A 21,043-nucleotide genomic window follows, 5' to 3' on the forward strand; every position below is an offset into this window, starting at 1 on the left:
AATAGATACAAACGATAGATTAGAAGCAAAAAAGAGCCGCGAAAGCGACTCTTTCAGACTGAAGACAAAGTCCTTAGAATTGATTTTCTAAGGGCTTTTCTTCGTATTTAGGAGTATAATATAAGAAAAAGGACTTATGAGGTTCTCCTATGCTACACAAAGAAAAACCTGACTATAACCGCAATCAGTACGGTTTCTATACCCTTGACCAGCTTGTGCCTGCAGATCATTTCCTGCGCCAAGTGGAAGTTGTGATTGACTTCGACTTCATTTATGATCTAGTAGAAGATACCTATTCGTCTGATAATGGTCGTCCTAGTCTTGACCCTGTCATGTTAGTTAAAATTCCTCTGATTCAGTGCTTTTATGGTATTCGTTCCATGCGTCAGACCATCAAGGATATTGAAGTGAATACTGCCTATCGCTGGTTTCTTGGTTTAACCCTAGATGACAAGGTGCCTCACTTCACGACATACGGCAAAAATTATTCCCGTCGCTTTCAAGAGAAAGGTTTGATTGAGTCCATTTTCACGCATATTCTTGGGCTGTGTATCAATGCAGGCCTAATTGACCCGACGGAGATTTTCATAGACGGAACTCATATTAAGGCTGCGGCTAATAATCGTAAGTTTATCAACCAAGAGGTGGAAAAGCAGGCCAAATTCATGAGTGAACAGCTGGAAATCGAAATTAATCAAGATCGGGTAAAGCACGGAAAAAAGCCACTAAAGCCCGTCGAAAAAAGAGAGGTTAAAAACCAGAAACTATCCACTACCGACCCAGAAAGTGGCTGGTTCCACAAAGGTGATCATAAGGAAGTTTTCGCTTATTCTGCCCAAGTTGCCTGTGATAAGTATGGCTGGGCACTTGCTTATAGTGTTGAGGCTGGCAATATCCATGACAGCCAGGCTTTTCCTGCACTTTTTGCCAAGCTTGAACCCTTGAAACCAGAGTATATCATTGCAGATTCGGGCTATAAAACTCCCAGTATTGCCAAGTTTCTAATTGATAAGGAAATCACTCCTGTCCTTCCCTACACCCGTCCCCGTGGGAAGAAGGGTCAACTTCGTCCTAAAGATTTTGTCTATGACGAACACTTCGATTGTGTCCTGTGTCCTGAACATCAGGCCTTGACCTATCGCACGACTACCCGAGAAGGCTACCGAGAATACAAAAGTGATCCAGCAATTTGTGCCAACTGTCCCCTATTATCTGTATGTACGACCAGTAAGAACCATCAAAAAGTTGTCACGCGGCATATTTGGAAGGAGTATTTGGAACAGTGCGAGGATATTCGTCACCAAAGAGGGATGAAGGAACTCTATCAACATCGGAAAGAGACGATTGAACGGCTATTTGGCACAGCCAAGGAATACCATAATCTGCGCTACACGAGGGAAAAAGGCAAGTCCAAAATGGAGGATAAGATTGGACTGACTTTGGCGTGCTTAAATCTCAAAAAACTAGTTAAAAGGATGGCAAGAAGGCCTTTTTATTTTGTCCAGATGGGGTGGTTTCAGCATTAAAACAGCCATTTTTCTCTAAAAACAGTAAAAAAGACAAACACCAAAACGATGTTTGTCTGCAATCTGAAAGAGCCGCGAAAGCGACTCTTTTTGGTTTCAAATATTTACCCAACAAATTCGTTGATTTCTTTTTCGATGTTGGCGATTTTTTCTTCTGCTTCAGCAAGGGCTTCACCGACTGTTGCAATGTAGAATTTGATTTTTGGTTCTGTTCCTGAAGGACGAACAGCAAACCAAGAATCATCTGCCAGGGTGTATTTCAAGACATCTGATGGAGGAGTAGTGAGTTTTTCAACATTTCCATCTTTGTCTGTCTTAGTTTGAAGGGCAAAGTCTTCAAAGATTGCGATGTCAGTTGCGTTAAATTGTGCTGGTGAGTTATCGCGGAATTTGGCCATGATTGCCTTGATTTGTTCCGCACCGTCTTTACCAGAAAGAGTGACAGAGATTGTTTTCTCAGCGAAGTAGCCATATTCTTTGAAGATTTCATCGATACCGTCAGCCAAGGTCATGCCACGTGAACGGTAGTAGGCAGCAATTTCAGCAACCATAAGCACAGCCTGGATAGCATCCTTGTCACGTACAAATGGCTTAATCAAATAGCCAAAGCTTTCTTCGAAACCAAACATGTAAGTATGGTTGTGTTTTTCTTCGAACTCTTGGATTTTCTCAGCGATGAATTTGAAACCAGTCAAGACGTTGAACATGGTAGCGCCATAGCTTTCAGCAATCTTAGTTACCAACTCAGTTGAAACGATTGACTTAGCTAGGGCAGCGTTTGCTGGAAGTGTGCCCGCTTGTTTGTGGGCTTCAAGGATGTACTTAGCAATGATAGCGCCGATTTGGTTACCAGAAAGGTTCCAGTATGAACCGTCAGCTTGACGAACTTCAACACCAACACGGTCAGCGTCAGGGTCAGTTGCAAGAAGGACATCTGCCCCGACTTCACGGCCCAATTCTTCTGCAAGGGCAAATGCAGCTTGGCTTTCTGGGTTTGGTGAAGCGACAGTAGAGAAGTCTGGGTCAGCAGTCGCCTGTGCTTCAACAACTTGAACAGATTCAAAACCAGCTTGTGCAAGAGCACGGCGAGCCAACATTTCACCAGTACCATGAAGCGGTGTATAGACAATCTTCATGTCCTTACCGTATTCAGCAATCAATTCAGGGTTGATGTTGAGGTCTTTGAGTTCTTCAAGATATTTAACGTCAGTTTCTTCGCCAAGAACCGTAATCAAACCATTTTCCTTACTTGCTTCAAGGTCAGCCAATTCAACAGCAAATGGATTGTCGATGGCACGGATGAAGTTGGTCAATGCATCTGCATCAGCTGGTGGCATTTGTCCGCCGTCTTCACCGTAAACCTTGTAGCCGTTGAATTCTTTCGGGTTGTGGCTGGCAGTCACCATGATACCTGCGATGGCATTGTAATGGCGCACAGCGAATGACAACTCAGGAGTTGGACGAAGGCTTTCAAACACATAAGATTTGATACCATGCGCTGCCAAAACTTGAGCTGATTCAAAAGCAAATTCTGGCGAGAAGTGACGTGAATCGTAAGCGATGGCAACACCACGTTTTTTAGCTTCTTCACCTTTTGATTCTACCAATTTTGCCAAACCTTCAGTAGCTTGACGGACTACGAATACGTTGATGCGGTTGGTACCAGCGCCAATATAGCCACGCATACCAGCTGTACCAAATTCAAGATTTGTATAGAAGGCATCTTCTTTTGTTTTTTCATCCATTGCGACTAATTCTTCACGCAAGTAATCTGGAAGGTCCGCAAAGTCGAGCCATGTTTGATAGGTTTCTTGATAAGTCATCGCATATCTCCTTAAAAATTTTTCTATTAAACGCTTTCATTATACCATGTTTGAAAAGAAAAATCACGCTTTCACATGATTTTCTGATATTTATTTTTGAATGCTAAATTCCCAAAGTAAGTTCTAGTCTGTCTTAAAAACTGGAAATTAGACTGAGACAAAGAAATAAGGTAGAACTTACTATGGGACAAGTTGGTAACTGACAAAAAGGCTAAATGAAAAACAAACACTTAACCCTCTCTGATCGCAACGATATTCAAATAGGAATTGAACAACTTAAGCCCTTCTTAGCTATAGCAGCTAAGTTAGGTAAAGATCCTTCTACAATCTCAAAAGAAGTTCGGAGAAATCGAGTGGCTAAAGAAAATTCTGTGACATCCAATTGTGATTCTTGCCCTTTACTCAAAAAGGCTCCCTACGTTTGTAATGCCTGTCCGAAAAAGAGAAGCAACTGCGGATACCAGAAACAGTTCTACTACGCAAAAAGAGCTCAGCTTGATTATGAAACTAAGCTCTCAGACTCGAGAACGGGTGTTGCACTAAACAAGGAAGAATTCTATCGCATGGATGAGATTGTTTCTGCTGCCATCCAAAAGGGCCAACACCTCAACCACATCATCGCCTCAAACGAACTTTCGGCATCCAGAGCTTCTATCTACAGATACCTTGAAAAAGGCTATCTGTCCACAAAGCCCATTGATTTCCCCCGTGTCGTGAAATTCAGAAAGCGGAGAACCAGAAACCTACAACCCATTCCTAAAACTGCCAAAGATGGACGGTCTTACGAGGACTTCCAACGCTTTCTCATAGAGAAAGGAATCAGCTATTGGCTGGAAATGGACACCGTTACTGGACGGATCGGTGGAAAGGTACTTCTCACCTTTAACCTCTCCTTCTGTAACTTTATCTTCGCTCGATTACTTGATAATAAAACAGCTAATGAGGTCGCTAAACATCTCTACGCTATCAAGAATGACCTGCATCAGAAAGAGATGGACTTCTGCGAACTATTCCCTGTCATTCTGACCGATAATGGCGGTGAATTCGCTAGAGTGGACGATATCGAAATGGATGTTCGTGGAGAATCTAAGCTATTCTTCTGTGACCCAAATCGTTCTGACCAGAAAGGGAGAATTGAGAAGAATCACACACTTATCAGAGATATTCTTCCTAAAGGAAGTTCGTTTGATAACTTGACACAGGAGGACATCAACCTGGTTTGTTCGCATGTCAACAGCGTCAGACGAGCTTCTTTCAACGGAAAATCCGCCTATGAACTCTTTACATTTACCTACGGTGAGGAATTGGCAACACTTTTGGGAATCTCTAAAATTGACCCTGAGAACGTCATCCAATCACCTCGATTATTGGATAAATAATCGTTAGTTTTTATCAAAAAATAATTTCAAAATAGAAAGGAACTTGTCCCATCCAAAATTCCAGATAGCTAGAACTTACTTTGAGACGTCTCAGAGCCAGTAACTTTAGTGTACTCTTTTTTTCAACATTTTCAACCCTAAAACTCACTATTATCAACATTTTTAGTCAAAAACAGAACTTAGTCTGAGACTAAATTCTGTTGATGTTATGCAGTTTTCTCAAAGTAACTTCTGGAAGGACGGGAACTAGAACTTACTTTGAGAATTTACCTTTATTTTTGAATTTTCTGTAAAGTTGGAACAAGCGCTGCAGTTAATACAGAAGAAATGATCATTTCTGCAATTGAATTGGTACCTAAAACGGTTGCTAACATTGCTTGAATATTACCATCAAAGACAGAGGAGAAGAGGAAGAAAATACCTCCAAGTACAAAAATAGTATTGGTCATTGAACCAATTGCACCAGCAATAAATAATCCTTTACGATTTTTTATCCATTTGTAGACGAAATAAGGTGTAATCCCGACTAATATACGTGGGACAACTGCAATGATGATTGAATAAACATTACCATTTTCAACAAATGGGGAGAAAAGATAGCTGGTTGGTAGTAAGATAATAGTATTATGGGTCATACTCATTAAGCCCATGAGAGCCCCCAAACAAGCCCCAACACGTGGCCCGTATATAATAGAAGCAATAATGACTGGGATATGTACGATGGTGGGTTTTATTGGAACAGGCAATATATTAAAAATAATTGAACTCAATATATTGATGATAATCATGACAGCAAAGAAGATTGCAATTGTAGCAATTTGAGTTGATTTATTTTTTTTCATCAAGGGTGTTACTCACTTTCTCTAAAATATCAGTTACCTCAGCCAAGGCCCCAGTTCCAAAATCTCCACAAGCAAGCAGGGCTTCACGCGGTTTGATTTCCTCAAAACCATACTCTATGAGGGTTTTGAGATTTTTCTGGGTAGCAGGATTAAGGTACATGTTAGTATTCATAGCAGGTGCCAGCAGTTTTTTAGTACCAATTGGCAGAGCCAGAGCTGTTGCCGTAATAATGTTGTCAGCCATACCATTAGCTAATTTAGCTATCGTATTGGCAGAAGCAGGGGCAACTAAAAATACGTCTGTTTCTTTGGCAATATCGATATGCTTGATAAGAGTAGGATTTTCTTCAATCATGACATCTGTGTGAACCAGATTTTTTGCCAAGGATTGGAGAGTCAAAGGTGTGATGAAGTCCATAGCAGAGCGACTCATGAGGACTGTAACCTGATGACCGAGCTTGGTCAATTGGCTAGTTAGGTCAGCTGCTTTGTAGGCAGATATGGAGCCAGATACTGCAAGTGTAATCTTTGCCATTTTACTTTCCTTCTTTCTGCACAGTTTTGAGTAGAAGCTCTGCAATTTCTTCCTTGGTATTGGCGCTGACTGCATCGTCTGTGGACACCAGGTAGGCACGGTGCTGGTTTGGCCCAATCTGGACCAGGTCATTGGCCAAGATGTAGTCAGCCTTGTTCTGGACAAGACTTTCCCGAGCTACGCTCAGCAGTTCTTCCTTGGATACATCAACCAAGAGCTTGAAGCCAAAGAGTGTGATAGCTGGATTCCATTTTTTTACATAGGAAATGACCTTGGGAGTTTTTTTCAAGAAAAGAACTTGGTAGTCATCCTTGGATGAAATCTTACTTTCTGTATTCTGTTTTTTTAGTAGACTAGAGATATCTTCAGTTGCTCTTAGTTCATCTAAACCAGCCATATAAACAGGTGTATAATCGGATACAGCCATGCTATGAATCAGAGCCTGGTGTGATTTGACTAAAGGTTCTAATGTTTCTTTCAAACTATCAACATTTGTGATTTCGATAATGGTTAAATTCTTCTGAGAATCTGGTTTAACAGCCTGTCTTGTAGTTACAAGAGTAACTTCATGACCGCGTTTCAAGGCTTGTTCGGCAATGATTTTTCCAAGATTTCCAGAAGCATGGTTTGTAATAGCGCGGACTTGATCGATAGCTTCGCTTGTTCCGCCTGATGTAATCAATAGTTTCATGTTCATATTTTACTAGAATTTCTATTTTTCGTAAAGTTTGCACTAATCGATTTGCTAATCAATCTGTGACACTGGAAAATGATGCTGCTAATACAAAAAAATATAAGGGCCTGTATTATCGTCATTTAGTTTTTTTTTATTACTTCGTTAACTCGCCTTGCCTAACTTCAGTTATGCCTGCGGCTCATTGCCTCGTACTAAAAGTAAACTAAAAGACTGATATGTAAAGCCCTTTGTCAAGTAAAAACAATCGAACTGATTAAAAAATGAAAAGTATCTAGAAAGAGCCTAGTTCTTAGCTTCGGGCATTGGCCACTCTGATATTCGTGGATTGGTTACCTACAGGTCAATGGTTCTGCCGCGAGTCCTACTCTCTATAAGCGTGGATCACAATTGTGCCACTTAGTCGTTTCGTAGATGACTCAAACCTTGAAGTCCTAAACTCCTTCAAGATACTTTCCATTCAAACATGATTTCAATCCTTATTTCTGTCCAAATTCACCCAGTGATTTTGGATAGAAATAGGGATTCCTCATCGCTCTGCGATGATAAAACTTAATGGTCAAAAGTGTACATGAAAACAAGCGCTAACTTCAAGCTATTCTTCCTGTCATCATCCCCCAAATAAAACCAGACAATTCTCGTGCAATAGCTGTTTTAGCAACATTTTGTTTCTTATTTTTTCCTAGAACAAGTGTGCGATAACGTCTTCTTAAGCGTTCATTAGCCTTATCCGCATAAGCAATCACCTCCACTCGGTTTCCACTTTGTCTCCTTTTCAATTCTTTGGATTTATACCCAATCGTCCCCTTAGCCAATGATTGTGCAGCTTCTATCAGAAGTCGTCTCACATGGCTATTCCCAGCTTTGGTGATAGCACCTCTTCTCTCCTTGTCGCCGCTAGAATTTTCGCTAGGAGTTAGCCCAAGATAAGAAGCAAAATGTTGAGCTGTCGCAAAGCGATTAAAATCACCGATTTCTGTCACAATGGAAAGAGCAGTTAGTGTTTTAATGCCAATAAAGCAAGAAAGCCGTGAGACCTTCTCTTGATAACTGTCGCTTTGACCCAGTTGCTCAATTCGTGCATCATACCGTTCTATTTGATCTACTAATTTCTCATAGGTCAATAGATATTCTGTCAAAATCTCTGCGTAAAGTCCCTCAGGTTTTAGGGAACGGAGCCAGCGAACATGTTTCTGTGTCCAATTACTGCTTCCCTCGGTATAGCGAAAATCATGTCGGAGACAGAAGGCAAGAATTTGTTGTTTGATTTTCTTCAGAGCCACTTTGTGGTCTGTTCTCATACGGATATATTCTTTGACTTGTTCATCCTCAGCAGTAGGAATATGAACAGGCTGATAGCTACGAAAGGCCAGAGCTTTTGCGAGCTGAGCCGCATCTTTCTTATCAGTCTTAACACGCTTAGATCCTTCCTTCATTACCGTTGTAGGTGCCATCACGATACAGGGAATCCCGTGAGCTTGTAGCTGGTGATATAGGGTAAATCCGAGGCATCCAGCTTCGTAGCCACATAACACTTCTGCATCTTGACCATATAAACGACGAAGCTCATTCACATAGTTCACAATATAGCTAACATTTGGACTAACTTTAGTGCTATGTTTGAATTGATTGGTCATCATATCATAATAGCAGAGTGAAAAACTTTCTTTGTGAACATCCATTCCGATGAAAAGTGTGGTAAAATGAAACATATAAGACCTCCAATTGAGTGTGGTAATTCCTGTTAGAAGTTGATTGTTTTTTTATTCTAGTGTACAGGTAAATCCACGAATTCTCAACTGGGGGTCTTTACATATTGTCTATATAAGTGAAGTGCTTTATGCAAGCGGTCGTTTGCTTGCTCATCAAGGCAATTTTTAAAGGAATACTGACTCTCTTTTGGAAAAACTAACTAAAACTAGTCTTAGATGGAAGTGTATAGCTATGATGAGAATGCAGTTTTTAAAAATTTGTATCTGTTTAAGTAAGGAAACCTGTAGTTTTTCTGAAAATTCCGTACGTTAGTGAATAAATAGTAAAAAATATGCGAAAATAAGCTGTGGTATGGTATAATGTCCATAAAAAATAAGGAAATTAGGAGCTTTCATGAAAACAGATATTGAAATTGCACAAAGTGTAACCTTGAAACCTATTACTGAAATCGTTGAAAAAGTCGGTATCGGCTTTGATGATATTGAATTATACGGAAAATACAAGGCAAAATTATCTTTTGATAAAATCAATGCCGTTAAGGAAAATGCGCCTGGTAAGTTGATTTTAGTAACAGCTATCAACCCAACGCCTGCTGGTGAAGGCAAGTCAACAGTAACCATTGGTCTGGCGGATGCTTTGTCTAAAATTGGAAAGAAAACTATGATTGCCCTCCGTGAGCCTTCTTTGGGGCCTGTTATGGGAATCAAGGGCGGAGCTGCTGGTGGTGGTTTTGCACAAGTCTTGCCCATGGAAGATATCAACCTGCATTTTACAGGCGATATGCATGCCATTACCACAGCTAACAACGCTCTTTCAGCCTTGATTGACAACCATATCCATCAAGGAAATACGATTGGGATTGACCAGCGACGTATTATCTGGAAACGTGTTGTGGACCTTAATGACCGTGCTTTGCGTAAAGTAACTGTTGGATTGGGTGGTCCGCTCAATGGTATTCCGCGTGAAGATGGATTCGATATTACCGTAGCTTCTGAAATCATGGCGATTTTATGCTTGGCGACAGACATCAATGACTTGAAAGAACGTTTGGCAAATATTGTGATTGGTTATCGTTTCGATCGCAGTCCTGTCTATGTGCGTGATTTGGCGGTGGAAGGTGCTTTGACTCTTATTTTGAAGGATGCTATCAAACCAAACCTTGTTCAAACCATCTATGGCACGCCAGCTTTTGTCCACGGTGGTCCATTTGCCAACATCGCCCATGGCTGTAACTCAGTGCTCGCTACCACAACAGCTCTGCGTTTGGCCGACTATACCGTAACAGAAGCAGGTTTTGGTGCAGACCTTGGAGCAGAGAAATTCCTTGATATTAAGGTGCCGAACTTGCCTAAGGCTCCAGATGCTGTGGTGATTGTAGCAACCCTGCGTGCGCTTAAAATGCACGGTGGTGTAGCCAAGACAGAACTTTCTGCTGAAAATGTAGAGGCAGTGAAAGCTGGTTTTTCTAACTTGAAGCGTCACGTTGAAAATATTCAGAAATACGGTATTCCAGCAGTCGTTGCTATCAATGAATTCGTCTCAGATACAGCTGATGAAATCGCCGCGTTGAAAGAACTTTGCGCTGAAATTGGCGTACCTGTCGAGTTGGCAAGTGTTTGGGCAAATGGCGCTGATGGTGGTATTGAATTGGCTGAGACAGTTGTTGCTACTATTGATAACCAAGCAGTAAACTACCAACGTCTTTACAAGGCTGAGGATAGCTTGGAAGAGAAAGTGACCAAGATTGTTACGCAGATTTATGGTGGCTCAGGTGTGGTTTTCGAGAAGAAAGCTCGTAACCAGCTGACTGAATTTGCTAAGAATGGTTGGGACAAGTTGCCAGTCTGCATGGCCAAGACCCAATACAGCTTCTCAGATGATCAGTTTGCCCTTGGAGCGCCGACAGACTTTGACATTACAGTCCGTGAATTTGTTCCAAAATTGGGAGCAGGCTTCATCGTTGCCTTAACAGGTGATGTCATGACTATGCCTGGTTTGCCAAAAGCACCCGCAGCTCTCAACATGGATGTGGCAGAAGATGGGACAGCTATCGGCTTGTTCTAACAAGAATGAATATAAAAAATCCGCTCAAAGGCGGATTTTTTGTCTATTCAGACAGTTTCTCAACCGTTTGATAGGCAAGTAAGCCAAGGAAAATACTCAAGATAGGAAACACCGTCTGGAAGATACCTGTGTTGAATGGTGAATTAAAGAGAAAATGGATTCCAAAGCTTGCACCAATCCAAAATACTCCCTGTGCTTTTGACATACCTGTATTTTTCGTGAGAAGGGCTACTAAGCCAATGGCAAAGAGAAGCGTGAAAACCCAATGGGCCCAACCAGCTTGACCAACGCGTTCAAGAATGGTTTCAAAGCCGTCTAATTTATTCATGAACATGTCTCTAAAAACAAAGGTGATGTCTTCCATGATTTGGAAACCTAATCCAACAATCACTCCGCTTACCAATGCATTTTTTAGTGTCATTTTTCTACAAATGAGCAGTACAAGTAGAACAGTTAGCCCTTTTCCGATTTCTTCTGCCAATGGACCTGAAATAGCTGCGCCCCAGTCATTTAGGAAATTATTACTAGCTTTAACGATTTCGAGCAGGAAATATCCGATAGCTGTATGTCCCAGTTCAGAAAAAGAGATGCTACTTGTTAAGCCTAAAAGCCAGCTAAGCCCTATAACTTGTTTGGAGATGTTATAGCGTTTAGCTAAGGAATATGTCAGTACTAGTAGGGGGATGATGTAAATAGCGACCAAGGAAATGGTTAGGAGAAAGAGAGGATATTTAGCTTCCATGCCATTTGGCTTACCTAATTCTCCAAAGATAATTTTGCAACCGTTGACAAATCCAATCGTTGCTAAGACGACTGGAAGATAAGTTTTACACATTTGAAATTTTTCTTTCATAGTTTTACCTTTCTGTATTAATAAACTGGTGTATGGATACATTGTATCAAAAATAAGTACATTTCGTCTATTATTCACCTATTTTTTATCTAAACCTTCTCAGTTATTGTAATGTTTTTTTCTGCAACCAGGACTCCATAATAGGCCGTAGCAGAATTGTGCCAAAAATTTTCTTTTTTGATAGACTAATGTTAAAAAAATAAAAGGAGTATCTTATGGAACAATTTGATTTGTTAGTTATCGGTTTTGGTAAGGCTGGAAAGACCTTAGCAGGTAAGCTTTCTGTGGCAGGTAAAAAGGTTGCCTTGGTCGAGGAAAATCCTGCTATGTTTGGTGGTACCTGTATCAATATTGGCTGTATTCCAACCAAGATTCTCTTGGTAGCAGCAGATAAAAACTGGACTTTTGAGCAGGTAATGGAGCAAAAGGAAACAGTCACCACTCGTCTACGAAACAAAAATGAAGCGGTCTTGAAAGGCAGCGGTGCCAATCTTTATCAAGGTCACGCACGTTTTGTTGCGGACAAAGTTGTTGAAGTGTCGGCCGGTGAAGAGTCGATCCAACTGACTGCGGAAACTATTGTCATCAATACAGGTGCTAAGTCGCGCGTGCTTCCAATTCCAGGTTTGTTGGATACAGCTCACGTTTATGATAGTACAGGCATTCAGAACTTGGAAACCCGTCCTGACAAGTTGGCAATTATCGGTGGTGGTAACATTGGACTTGAATTTGCTGGACTTTACAGCAAACTCGGCAGTCAGGTGACAGTATATGAAGCCAGCTCTGCTATTTTACCAAGAGAAGAGGAAGTAGTTGCCAAGTTAGCCAAGGAGTATATGGAAGAAGCTGGCGTGACCTTCGTCTTGGGTGCTAAAATTGAGCAAGTCGCAGCAACAGGTGATCAAGTTGCTGTGACAGTCAATGGTCAAACAGCAATTTTCGATGCCGTCCTCTATGCGACAGGTCGGGTGCCGAACACTGCTGACTTGGGCTTGGAACATACGGCGATTGAGCTTTTGGAAAATGGTGCTGTTAAGGTGGATGACTACTGCGAAACGACTGTTCCAGGTGTCTATGCGGTGGGAGATGTCAATGGCGGACCACAATTTACTTACACATCCCTAGACGACTTCCGTATCGTTTTTGGTAAATTGACTGGGACTGGTACTTACAACTTGAGCCAACGCAAGTCTATTCCAACCAGCGTCTTTATTACGCCTGTGCTGTCTCGTGTTGGTCTGACCGAGAAGGAAGCCATGGAAGCAGGTTACGACTATATTGCCAACGAATTGCCTGTTGCCAATATGCCACGTGCCCATGTCAATAATGACCTCAAAGGTATCTTCAAGGTTATCGTGGATAAGGAAAGCAAACTGGTTCTTGGAGCAACTCTCTTTGGTCGAAATTCAGAAGAGTTGATTAACTTGATTGCTATGGCTATTGATAATAAAATCCCTTATACCTACTTCAAAACACAGATTTTCACCCATCCGACCATGGCTGAGAATTTGAATGATGTCTTTAATTTTTAATGGTGTAATGACCGTCCGATAGGGCGGTTTTTCTTTTTCCATGTTACAATAAGGTATCAACCATTGGAGGTTTTATATGAAATGGAATAAAAAACTAGCCCTTAGTGCCGTCTTAGTCGCAAGTTTGTTTACTTTGTCAGCCTGTCAATCAATTTCAAATTGGTGGAAGAATACCAAGGAAGAATGGATTGGCTTGGAAATGACAGTTCGGACATTTGATGAGAATTCTCAGTTAATCGATGAAATGTCTGGCAAGTCCTTATCGATTTCGCGGAATCAGGAATTTGACTCGGTGGATGCCGAAGGCTATTCCAATGCGGATTCATCTGTTTTGAAGGTCACACTTGGCAATTATGAAATTGACCATGTTGGTTCTTCCTTGATTGCTGCCGAAGAGGGCTTGGAGGATTTATTTGCTAAGTATCAATCGACTGTAGATATTGCCAACTATGATCGTTCTATTCCCTTGGTTAATCGGATGGTTTCGAGCTTGAAAAATGATTTTACTGGTAAGGCTAAGGTTGTTTTAATTCGTTCGCAAAATGGCACACCATTAGCGACCTATGTTGGTGATAAGGTATCCCTTTATGCTTCTGATGCGCCCAAAACATCAGAACTACTGATAGATGGTAAACGCTTGATTATCTATCGTTGTGACTATACGATTTATGACAGAGAGTTGTTGGAGAACTAGATGATAAAAATTCAGTCAGCACAGATAGAAGATGCCGCAGATTTGGTGGCTATCTACGCTCCTTATGTTGAAAACACAGCCATTACTTTTGAAACAGAGATACCGACAGTTGCAGACTTTGCCAGTCGGATTGAAAAGACCTTGGAGAAGTTTCCCTATCTGGTAGCAGTAGAAGAAGGACAAATTCTAGGCTATGCTTATGCTTCAACCTACTATGCCCGTGCGGCTTACGATTGGACGGTGGAATTATCCGTATATATCAAGCAAGAAGCACGCGGAAAAGGCATTGGAACTCTTCTCTACAATGCTTTGGAAAGGGAACTGACAGCGCGTGGTTTTAAAAATTTCTTAGCCTGTATCGCCCTGCCCAATCCAGCCTCTATAGCCCTCCATGAGAAGAGGGGCTATGAACAGGTAGCTCATTTCAAGAAAGTTGGCTACAAATTCGATACCTGGCATGATATTGTCTGGCTCCAAAAGTCTCTTGTAGGTAAGCAAAATGAAGATTGATGAATTAGAAAAACGATTATTACTAGTAGCAGATGTTAGTCAAGCCCAACCGATGAAAGCCTACATGAAAAACAACTTTGACTTTTTGGGTGTTCGGACACCTGACCGTCGAACAGTTGCCAAGCAGTTTTTCAAAGACTTTAAGGCTCAGGGAATTGATTGGGACTTTGTAGAGGCTTGTTGGGACAAACCCTACCGCGAGTTTCAGTATATCGCTATTGATTACCTGGTCACCAAGAAAAAAGATCTGGTCTTAGCTGACCTGCCCCGCTTGAAAAAGCTTGCTCAGGAAAAGTCATGGTGGGATAGTATTGACGGACTGGACAAGCTAGTCGGTAAGATTGTTTTGGACAATCCAGAGGCCAAGCAGACCATTTTGGAATGGAGTGTAGATGACGATTTCTGGCTGAGACGAATTGCCATTGACCACCAACTCTTGCAAAAAGAAAAGACAGATACGAAACTGTTGGAACAAATCCTAATCAATAATCTTAATCAGACTGAATTTTTCATCAATAAGGCGATTGGTTGGAGTTTGCGAGATTATTCTAAGACCAATCCTGAATGGGTACGGACTTTTCTTGACACCTACCGGTCCCAAATGGCAGGTCTGTCCATTCGTGAAGCCAGTAAGTACATCTAGGAGGATCCATGTCAAAAATCTATGAGTTTGAAGCAGTCATTCATCCAGTACCAGATAAGGGCGGAGCCTACGTTATTTTTCCCTATGATATACGAGAGGAATTTGGAAAAGGCAGAGTAAAGGTACATGCGACTTTTGATGAACATCCTTATGATGGTTCAATCATCAATATGGGAATCAAGGATGAAGCAGGCAATGTTTGCTATATCATCGGTATTCAGAAGGCTATTCGAGCTACCATAGGTAAAGAGGCTGGTGATAGAGTTCAGGTGACTATTCAAGAACGACTGGAGTAACAGGCTTGCAAATCCTTGAGATTATGGTAGAATGGTTACATGCGATGAGCCCGAGTAGTGGGGGGGATTAAGGTTCAGCACACTTCTAAGAGTTCGTGTCAACATCTCAGCGCAGTGGTTGATTGGCAGATTTGTTCGTATTTTATACTCCAAATCTGACCTAATCAACTGTGCGGGGGTGGGAAGACGAACTCTTGGTTGACAAGTTGAGTTCTTTCCCACTCCCTTCGACGCTAGGGAGGTCTTCATTAGATTGAAACGCAGGAGCGGACCTTGGATAGTTGTGTGAACCTTCTATTCTCATCAGAAATGATGCCCTTGCCCACTTAGGTGGGCTTTTTTGCATTTCAGACTTTCCATTTATTGAAATTGTGGTATAATTATGAAATAACAAATATTTAGAAAATTTTGAAGAATTGATTTAAAGGAGATTTCTATGGCTTATGTAGTAGCTGTTGTTGGTGCGACTGGTGCAGTTGGTGCCCAAATGATTAAAATGTTGGAAGAATCAACTCTTCCAATCGAGAAAGTGCGTTTCTTGGCTTCTGCTCGTTCAGCAGGCAAGACCTTGCAGTTCAAGGGACAGGACATTGTCATCGAAGAAACAACAGAGACAGCTTTTGAAGGAGTGGATATTGCCCTCTTTTCAGCTGGTGGTTCTACATCTGCCAAATATGCTCCTTACGCAGTAAAAGCTGGCGCAGTTGTGGTGGATAACACATCTTATTTCCGTCAAAATCCAGATGTACCTTTGGTTGTTCCTGAGGTGAATGCTCACGCGCTTGATAATCACAATGGTATCATCGCCTGCCCTAACTGTTCAACTATTCAAATGATGGTCGCGCTTGAACCTGTCCGTCAGAAATGGGGCTTGGAGCGGATTATCGTATCGACCTATCAGGCGGTTTCTGGTGCAGGTATGGGAGCTATCTTGGAAACCCAAGCTCAATTGCGTGCAGTCTTGAATGATGGAGTAGAGCCAAAAGCGGTAGAAGCAAATATTCTTCCTTCTGGTGGCGATAAGAAGCACTATCCAATCGGCTTCAACGCTATTCCTCAAATCGATCTCTTCACTGAAAATGACTATACTTATGAAGAGATGAAGATGACAAAAGAAACCAAGAAAATCATGGAAGACGATAGTATTGCTGTTTCTGCAACCTGCGTCCGTATTCCAGTCTTGTCAGCTCATTCAGAGTCTGTTTACATTGAAACAAAAGAAATTGCTCCAATTGATGAGGTAAAAGCAGCCATTGCAGCTTTCCCAGGCGCAGTTTTGGAAGATGATGTGGCAAACCAAGTCTATCCACAAGCTGTCAATGCAGTTGGTAGCCGAGATACCTTTGTCGGTCGCATCCGTAAGGACTTGGACAAGGAAAACGGTATTCATATGTGGGTTGTCTCTGACAACTTGCTTAAAGGTGCAGCATGGAACTCTGTTCAAATCGCTGAAACCCTCCACGAACGTGGTCTTGTTCGTCCAACGGCAGAATTGAAGTTTGAATTGAAATAATTTTATTAACCAAAAGTACACAAAAGGCTGCACTCAGCCTTTTTTAGCAACAATCAGTAAGAGAGGAAGCCTATGTCTATTCAAGATTTACGTGATGTAAAAATCATAACAGCCATGATTACGCCCTTTAAAGAAGATGGTGCAATTAACTATGATGTGTTGCCAGAATTGGTCGAACATTTATTGGCTCATCATACGGAAGGAATTTTGTTGGCAGGAACAACTGCCGAAAGTCCAACACTTACACACGCGGAAGAATTAGAATTGTTTGCGGCGGTACAAAAAATTGTCAACGGTCGTGTTCCATTGATTGCAGGTATCGGTACCAATGATACGCGCGATTCGATTGAGTTTGCTAAGGAAGTAGCGGCCTTCGGAGGATTTGCGGCAGGTCTTGCCATTGTGCCTTATTACAACAAACCTTCTCAAGAGGGAATGTATCAACACTTCAAGGCTATTGCGGATGCCTCTGATTTGCCAATCATTATCTACAATATTCCAGGTCGTGTTGTCGTTGAAATGACGCCAGAAACCATGTTACGTTTGGCAGAGCATCCAAACATCATCGGTGTTAAAGAGTGTACAAGCCTTGCCAACATGGCTTACCTAATTGAGCATAAACCAGAAGACTTCTTGATTTATACAGGTGAGGACGGCGATGCCTTTCATGCTATGAACCTTGGAGCCGATGGTGTGATCTCCGTTGCTTCACATACCAATGGTGATGAAATGTATGAGATGTTTACTGCTATTGAGCAGCAAGATATCCGAACAGCAGCTGCCATTCAACGCAAGTTCATTCCGAAAGTCAATGCCCTCTTCTCCTATCCAAGTCCTGCACCAGTTAAGGCGGTTCTTAATTACCTTGGATTTGAAGTTGGTCCACTTCGCTTGCCGTTGGTTCCATGCCCAGAAGAAGATGCTAAACGCATTATTAAAGTAGTCGTTGACGGCGACTACGAAGCGACCAAAGCCACAGTAACAGGAGTCGTAAGACCGGATTATTAAAATAGTCAGGGGAGTGACTATTTTAACGTGAGCCTTGAAATAAGAGAGCGAACAATGTCTGGGGGAGTGGATTAAAACAGTCAGGGAAGTGACTGTTTTAACCCGAGCCTGAAAATACGACAGCGAGGCTTGTTTGGGGGATACGAATAAACCGGTGGTCTATTCGTACCTGAGCCTGAAAACAAAAAAGTGAAGTACATCAGCTGGTCACCAAGAAATATGAAAGTGACCATAGAAGACCCGAGCCAAGAAATGCGACAGCGAGGACAGTCAGGGGAGTGACTATTTTAACGTGAGTTAGAGCATAAAGAGTGAGGTGTTTAGAAAAACATTAATCTAGAGGAGCTTCTGGCCATCTTCCTCGTTTTATTTAAGTTTACACAAGCACATCAGTTATCTGGTGTGCTTTTTAGTTGCAAGCCTTTTCAATTTTTTGGCATTCTTGATATAATGACTAAAAACGATAAAAGGATTAAGTATGAATATTGTTATTATAGGCGCCTCCTTTGCTGGTTTAAGTGCAGCTTTAGAATGTCGAAAATTGTATCAGAATGCTCAAATAACACTAATTGATAGAGAAAAAGATGTGGCTTACTTTCCAAATACCTTGAATTGGAAAGTGGCAGGAAAAATTTCTGGTTGGGAAGAAGCGAAGATTTCTTTGTTCAGTGAGGTACAGCATGCAGCTATTTCTTGTCTTTTTGAAACAGAATGTCTCGCAGTTTATCCCGAAATGCGAAAGGTAAAGATACGGCATCATCAAGATATAGGTGATATTATTTATGACCGGCTAATATTGGCTATGGGAGCTAGTCAAACATGGGAATGGGGAACGGAAGAACTTCAAGACTATCTAATTCGCTCAAAAACGCTATCTCAAGCACAAGCTAGTCTAGAGAAATTGACAAATGCAAAAACAGTTGCAGTGATTGGGGCAGGACAGATTGGTTTGGAAAGCTTGGATGCCCTTAGCCAGTTGGATTTGAATTTGCATGTGTTTGAGGCGCAAGATTCACTCCTTGCAAAGTACGTTGATGAGGATATGATTGCGTCGATTCGTCAAGAGATGGAAAAAAGAGGAATCCAACTTCATTTATCCGAAACAGTCAATCAGATAACGATTGATACTCAGGAAGAACAGCTGGTTTGTCATACAGTCACAGGTAATTATCCAGCTGATTTAGTCTTGCCATCCACCAATTTGACGCCCAATATTCAGCTAGTGAAAGACAGGCTAAAAGTGACTGCAGAAGGGACTGTATGGGTGGATGAGTTTCTTGAAACAAGTCAAGAGAATATTTTTGCTGTAGGTGATTTGGTCAGTCTCCCAGTAGATTATTTTGGCCAGGCATATCTTCCGATGATTCATCATGCGATTATGACAGGGAGGATGGCTGCTCGAAATTTGCAAAAGAGAATTGCTCCTATTAAGAGAGCCCAGCGGATTGTTTCTAGTCATGTATTTGGCTATTATATAACTAGCCTTGGCTTGACCGAGAGTGAGGCGAGCTTGTGTTTGGAGAGTAAATCGATTCGGATTAGAAGGTCATATAGTCAGTGGGAACCAACTTTAGTAGATTTCAAGCTGATTGTCGAAGAAACGAGTGGGCGCCTCCTAGGGGGACAACTCGTTTCTACTGCAGATTATATTGAACAGATGGATGTACTGTCTCTAGCGATTTCAAAGGATTTGACCGTCTTTGACTTGGTAGAACATTCTTGGCTCTGTCTTCCTGGAAATACTCCTCTGGTCCCCTTCATCGTAGAGGCCGCTCAAGAGTATATTCGGCAATTTTATCAGGTTGATGGGGAGGGTGTCTATGCGGATTGATTCCTTATTGGAAAAGCGTGAGCGCGCCATTTATCAGCTTCTCCTCTACTTAGAAGATAGGAAAGAGGCGCCATCGCTAAAGGATATTTGCCACTATTTAGAAGTGTCAAAATCAACTCTTCTTCGCTATATTGTATCTTTCAATGAAGAAGCAGAAGTAACCGACTTGGGACTCTCTTTTCAACTCGAAGATGAAAAGGTTTTTTTGAAGAAAAAGGCCAGTTTGAGTCTTCATCGTATCCTAGCCTATCTCTGTCAAACCAGTACCAAATATCAAATTATTGTTTATTTATCTGATAAGGAAGAGGTTTCTATTCAACAGCTGGCTCAAGAATTGCTGATAAGCGAAGCGACTCTGAATCGCCATCTTGCCTCTTTGAACCAGATATTGGCAGAATTTGGTATTGGAATCAAAAGTGGTCGTCTAAAAGGTAGTGAGCTTCAAATACGGTACTTTTTACATCAAATGTTGAGTTTGACTACTACGAGAGCGGAATTACAAGAAGAGTTTATGCTAGGGAAAATAGAGGCCTTATTGCCGGTTTTCGAACGCTTCTATCAATCGTCGCTCAATCCCAAGCAAGCCCATCGTCTTTTGTTGTGGTTAATGATTTCACAGCAACGCTCTCGATTGCGACAGCTAGATTTTAAGCACCTTTACAAATTGATGGAACCCTATCAAGAACATAAGTTTTACCGACGTTTGAGAAAGATGTATTTTACACTAAGTCAGCAACAATCCACCTCTTTCCAAGAAGGGGAGATTATGGCGTTGTTTGCTTTCCTGTTTAGCCATTTCATTTTAGCGCCGCATCAATTAGAGCAGGTTCTTGGTTTCGGTGGGCCGATTATGGAAGCTACCTCTTTGGCTCTTCAGAAATTACGGTTATATTTTGAGGAAAATTTACCAGTCTCAGAAGAAGCACTCTATCATCTGAACCAAATTATGAGCCAGCTATATTTCTTTTATTCTTCCGTTGAACTGGAAGAAGTAGAAGCTTCTAGTTTCTATCCAGAAGCAGAAGACTTGCTAAAAGACGTCTATAAATCAGTTTTTCATAGAAAAGTCGATAAAGAAATAAGGAACTCTTATCTGACAAATATTGCGGATTTGTATATTTATTTTAGCCAGGTCCAGCCTATACAGGTCAAGGTTGCTTTTGCTTCTTCCCTACATGAGGTTCTATCCTATCCTCTCTTGTTGCAACTAAGGGAGAAGTTAGAAGGCAATCGTCAGGTTCTTATTGAGCCTTATCAAGCAGGATATGACTATGATTTGATCATTACAGATTACCTCGAAAATACAAGCATTCCAGTTTATTGCCTAGGAAATCGATTGAAAATCCAAGACATCGTACAATTAAAGGCATGGATACAGGATATATATCATCAAAAGTCCTGTCAATCAGAGATTATGGCGACCAAAACTTCTTTTCCTATCGAGCATCGCTAGATGATGTCAGATAGTCTTTGTGAAAAATGTAAGTGCATTTAACCTTGAAAAATTTATTTTATAAACTCTGATAACAGTTGATAGAATCATCTTTCTAGCCACTGCTTATCAGATTTTTTTATTTTTTTGAAAAA

The 21,043-nt window shown here is 41.4% G+C and carries 18 protein-coding genes; 12 read left to right on the forward strand and 6 right to left on the reverse strand.

Annotation, left to right across the window (positions count from 1 at the left end):
• The first annotated feature begins 149 nt into the window (after positions 1-149).
• A complete protein-coding gene (locus K6969_RS05610; protein ID WP_105142655.1) occupies positions 150-1,526 on the forward strand; it encodes an IS1182 family transposase in 1,377 nt (458 codons plus the stop codon).
• A gap of 104 nt (positions 1,527-1,630) precedes the next feature.
• Here the strand turns inward: K6969_RS05610 and K6969_RS05615 are convergent, their stop codons facing one another.
• On the reverse strand, positions 1,631-3,349 hold the full coding sequence (locus K6969_RS05615) for a phospho-sugar mutase (protein WP_029173694.1): 1,719 nt from the start codon (positions 3,347-3,349) through the stop codon (positions 1,631-1,633).
• Positions 3,350-3,564: 215 nt separating this feature from the next.
• Here K6969_RS05615 and K6969_RS05620 point away from each other — a divergent pair, with 215 nt between their 5' ends.
• Complete coding sequence (locus K6969_RS05620; protein WP_321537413.1) at positions 3,565-4,728, forward strand: IS30 family transposase; 1,164 nt, start codon at positions 3,565-3,567, stop codon at positions 4,726-4,728.
• Between the two features lie 272 nt (positions 4,729-5,000).
• Here the strand turns inward: K6969_RS05620 and K6969_RS05625 are convergent, their stop codons facing one another.
• From K6969_RS05625 to K6969_RS05640, 4 genes are all read right to left on the reverse strand, one after another.
• The gene (locus K6969_RS05625; RefSeq protein WP_044760524.1) at positions 5,001-5,570 is read right to left on the reverse strand and encodes an ECF transporter S component; all 570 of its coding nucleotides are present in this window, start codon (positions 5,568-5,570) and stop codon (positions 5,001-5,003) included.
• On the reverse strand, positions 5,557-6,105 hold the full coding sequence (coaC, locus tag K6969_RS05630; RefSeq protein ID WP_029174004.1) for a phosphopantothenoylcysteine decarboxylase: 549 nt from the start codon (positions 6,103-6,105) through the stop codon (positions 5,557-5,559). The genes K6969_RS05625 and coaC overlap by 14 nt, the downstream gene beginning before the upstream one ends.
• A gap of 1 nt (position 6,106) precedes the next feature.
• The gene (locus K6969_RS05635; RefSeq protein WP_029174005.1) at positions 6,107-6,796 is read right to left on the reverse strand and encodes a phosphopantothenate--cysteine ligase; all 690 of its coding nucleotides are present in this window, start codon (positions 6,794-6,796) and stop codon (positions 6,107-6,109) included.
• 593 nt (positions 6,797-7,389) lie between these two features.
• A complete protein-coding gene (locus K6969_RS05640) occupies positions 7,390-8,511 on the reverse strand; it encodes an IS110 family transposase (protein ID WP_321537345.1) in 1,122 nt (373 codons plus the stop codon).
• 394 nt (positions 8,512-8,905) lie between these two features.
• Between K6969_RS05640 and K6969_RS05645 the strand changes: the two genes are divergently transcribed.
• Positions 8,906-10,576, forward strand: a complete 1,671-nt coding sequence (locus K6969_RS05645) for a formate--tetrahydrofolate ligase (protein WP_029173510.1) — start codon at positions 8,906-8,908, stop codon at positions 10,574-10,576.
• Positions 10,577-10,619: 43 nt separating this feature from the next.
• Here the strand turns inward: K6969_RS05645 and K6969_RS05650 are convergent, their stop codons facing one another.
• Positions 10,620-11,429, reverse strand: coding sequence for a PrsW family glutamic-type intramembrane protease (locus tag K6969_RS05650; RefSeq protein WP_002943604.1), 810 nt, complete (start codon positions 11,427-11,429; stop codon positions 10,620-10,622).
• Positions 11,430-11,644: 215 nt separating this feature from the next.
• Here K6969_RS05650 and K6969_RS05655 point away from each other — a divergent pair, with 215 nt between their 5' ends.
• The 9 genes from K6969_RS05655 to K6969_RS05695 all read left to right on the forward strand — a co-directional run bounded on the left by K6969_RS05655 (position 11,645) and on the right by K6969_RS05695 (position 20,909).
• Positions 11,645-12,961 (forward strand): FAD-containing oxidoreductase, encoded by a 1,317-nt coding sequence (locus K6969_RS05655; RefSeq protein ID WP_171942672.1) that lies wholly within the window; start codon positions 11,645-11,647, stop codon positions 12,959-12,961.
• Positions 12,962-13,037: 76 nt separating this feature from the next.
• Positions 13,038-13,655 (forward strand): DUF5052 family protein, encoded by a 618-nt coding sequence (locus tag K6969_RS05660; RefSeq protein ID WP_171942673.1) that lies wholly within the window; start codon positions 13,038-13,040, stop codon positions 13,653-13,655.
• Complete coding sequence (locus K6969_RS05665; protein ID WP_029173514.1) at positions 13,656-14,165, forward strand: GNAT family N-acetyltransferase; 510 nt, start codon at positions 13,656-13,658, stop codon at positions 14,163-14,165.
• Positions 14,155-14,808 (forward strand): DNA alkylation repair protein, encoded by a 654-nt coding sequence (locus K6969_RS05670; RefSeq protein WP_029173515.1) that lies wholly within the window; start codon positions 14,155-14,157, stop codon positions 14,806-14,808. The genes K6969_RS05665 and K6969_RS05670 overlap by 11 nt, the downstream gene beginning before the upstream one ends.
• Positions 14,809-14,816: 8 nt before the next feature.
• A complete protein-coding gene (locus tag K6969_RS05675; protein WP_029173516.1) occupies positions 14,817-15,104 on the forward strand; it encodes a DUF1905 domain-containing protein in 288 nt (95 codons plus the stop codon).
• Between the two features lie 436 nt (positions 15,105-15,540).
• The gene (locus K6969_RS05680; protein ID WP_002943623.1) at positions 15,541-16,617 is read left to right on the forward strand and encodes an aspartate-semialdehyde dehydrogenase; all 1,077 of its coding nucleotides are present in this window, start codon (positions 15,541-15,543) and stop codon (positions 16,615-16,617) included.
• 72 nt (positions 16,618-16,689) lie between these two features.
• Positions 16,690-17,625, forward strand: coding sequence for a 4-hydroxy-tetrahydrodipicolinate synthase (dapA, locus tag K6969_RS05685; RefSeq protein WP_029173517.1), 936 nt, complete (start codon positions 16,690-16,692; stop codon positions 17,623-17,625).
• A gap of 478 nt (positions 17,626-18,103) precedes the next feature.
• Positions 18,104-19,456 carry an FAD/NAD(P)-binding oxidoreductase gene (locus tag K6969_RS05690; protein ID WP_171942674.1) on the forward strand — a complete coding sequence of 451 codons (1,353 nt, stop codon included), beginning with the start codon at positions 18,104-18,106 and terminating at the stop codon, positions 19,454-19,456.
• Positions 19,446-20,909, forward strand: a complete 1,464-nt coding sequence (locus K6969_RS05695) for a helix-turn-helix domain-containing protein (protein ID WP_029173518.1) — start codon at positions 19,446-19,448, stop codon at positions 20,907-20,909. The genes K6969_RS05690 and K6969_RS05695 overlap by 11 nt, the downstream gene beginning before the upstream one ends.
• Positions 20,910-21,043: the final 134 nt, after the last annotated feature.

The organism is Streptococcus suis, from assembly GCF_019856455.1.
GTDB lineage: Bacteria > Bacillota > Bacilli > Lactobacillales > Streptococcaceae > Streptococcus > Streptococcus suis_AE.

Bases quoted from the DNA above. Each gene is read 5' to 3' on its own strand.
- K6969_RS05610 (WP_105142655.1), top strand. From the start codon at position 150: ATGCTACACAAAGAAAAACCTGACTATAACCGCAATCAGTACGGTTTC.
- K6969_RS05670 (WP_029173515.1), top strand. From the start codon at position 14,155: ATGAAGATTGATGAATTAGAAAAACGATTATTACTAGTAGCAGATGTT.
- K6969_RS05655 (WP_171942672.1), top strand. From the start codon at position 11,645: ATGGAACAATTTGATTTGTTAGTTATCGGTTTTGGTAAGGCTGGAAAG.
- K6969_RS05680 (WP_002943623.1), top strand. From the start codon at position 15,541: ATGGCTTATGTAGTAGCTGTTGTTGGTGCGACTGGTGCAGTTGGTGCC.
- coaC (WP_029174004.1), bottom strand. From the start codon at position 6,105: ATGGCAAAGATTACACTTGCAGTATCTGGCTCCATATCTGCCTACAAA.
- K6969_RS05650 (WP_002943604.1), bottom strand. From the start codon at position 11,429: ATGAAAGAAAAATTTCAAATGTGTAAAACTTATCTTCCAGTCGTCTTA.
- K6969_RS05695 (WP_029173518.1), top strand. From the start codon at position 19,446: ATGCGGATTGATTCCTTATTGGAAAAGCGTGAGCGCGCCATTTATCAG.
- K6969_RS05690 (WP_171942674.1), top strand. From the start codon at position 18,104: ATGAATATTGTTATTATAGGCGCCTCCTTTGCTGGTTTAAGTGCAGCT.
- K6969_RS05645 (WP_029173510.1), top strand. From the start codon at position 8,906: ATGAAAACAGATATTGAAATTGCACAAAGTGTAACCTTGAAACCTATT.
- K6969_RS05625 (WP_044760524.1), bottom strand. From the start codon at position 5,570: ATGAAAAAAAATAAATCAACTCAAATTGCTACAATTGCAATCTTCTTT.
- K6969_RS05615 (WP_029173694.1), bottom strand. From the start codon at position 3,349: ATGACTTATCAAGAAACCTATCAAACATGGCTCGACTTTGCGGACCTT.
- dapA (WP_029173517.1), top strand. From the start codon at position 16,690: ATGTCTATTCAAGATTTACGTGATGTAAAAATCATAACAGCCATGATT.
- K6969_RS05640 (WP_321537345.1), bottom strand. From the start codon at position 8,511: ATGTTTCATTTTACCACACTTTTCATCGGAATGGATGTTCACAAAGAA.
- K6969_RS05620 (WP_321537413.1), top strand. From the start codon at position 3,565: ATGAAAAACAAACACTTAACCCTCTCTGATCGCAACGATATTCAAATA.
- K6969_RS05675 (WP_029173516.1), top strand. From the start codon at position 14,817: ATGTCAAAAATCTATGAGTTTGAAGCAGTCATTCATCCAGTACCAGAT.
- K6969_RS05660 (WP_171942673.1), top strand. From the start codon at position 13,038: ATGAAATGGAATAAAAAACTAGCCCTTAGTGCCGTCTTAGTCGCAAGT.
- K6969_RS05665 (WP_029173514.1), top strand. From the start codon at position 13,656: ATGATAAAAATTCAGTCAGCACAGATAGAAGATGCCGCAGATTTGGTG.
- K6969_RS05635 (WP_029174005.1), bottom strand. From the start codon at position 6,796: ATGAAACTATTGATTACATCAGGCGGAACAAGCGAAGCTATCGATCAA.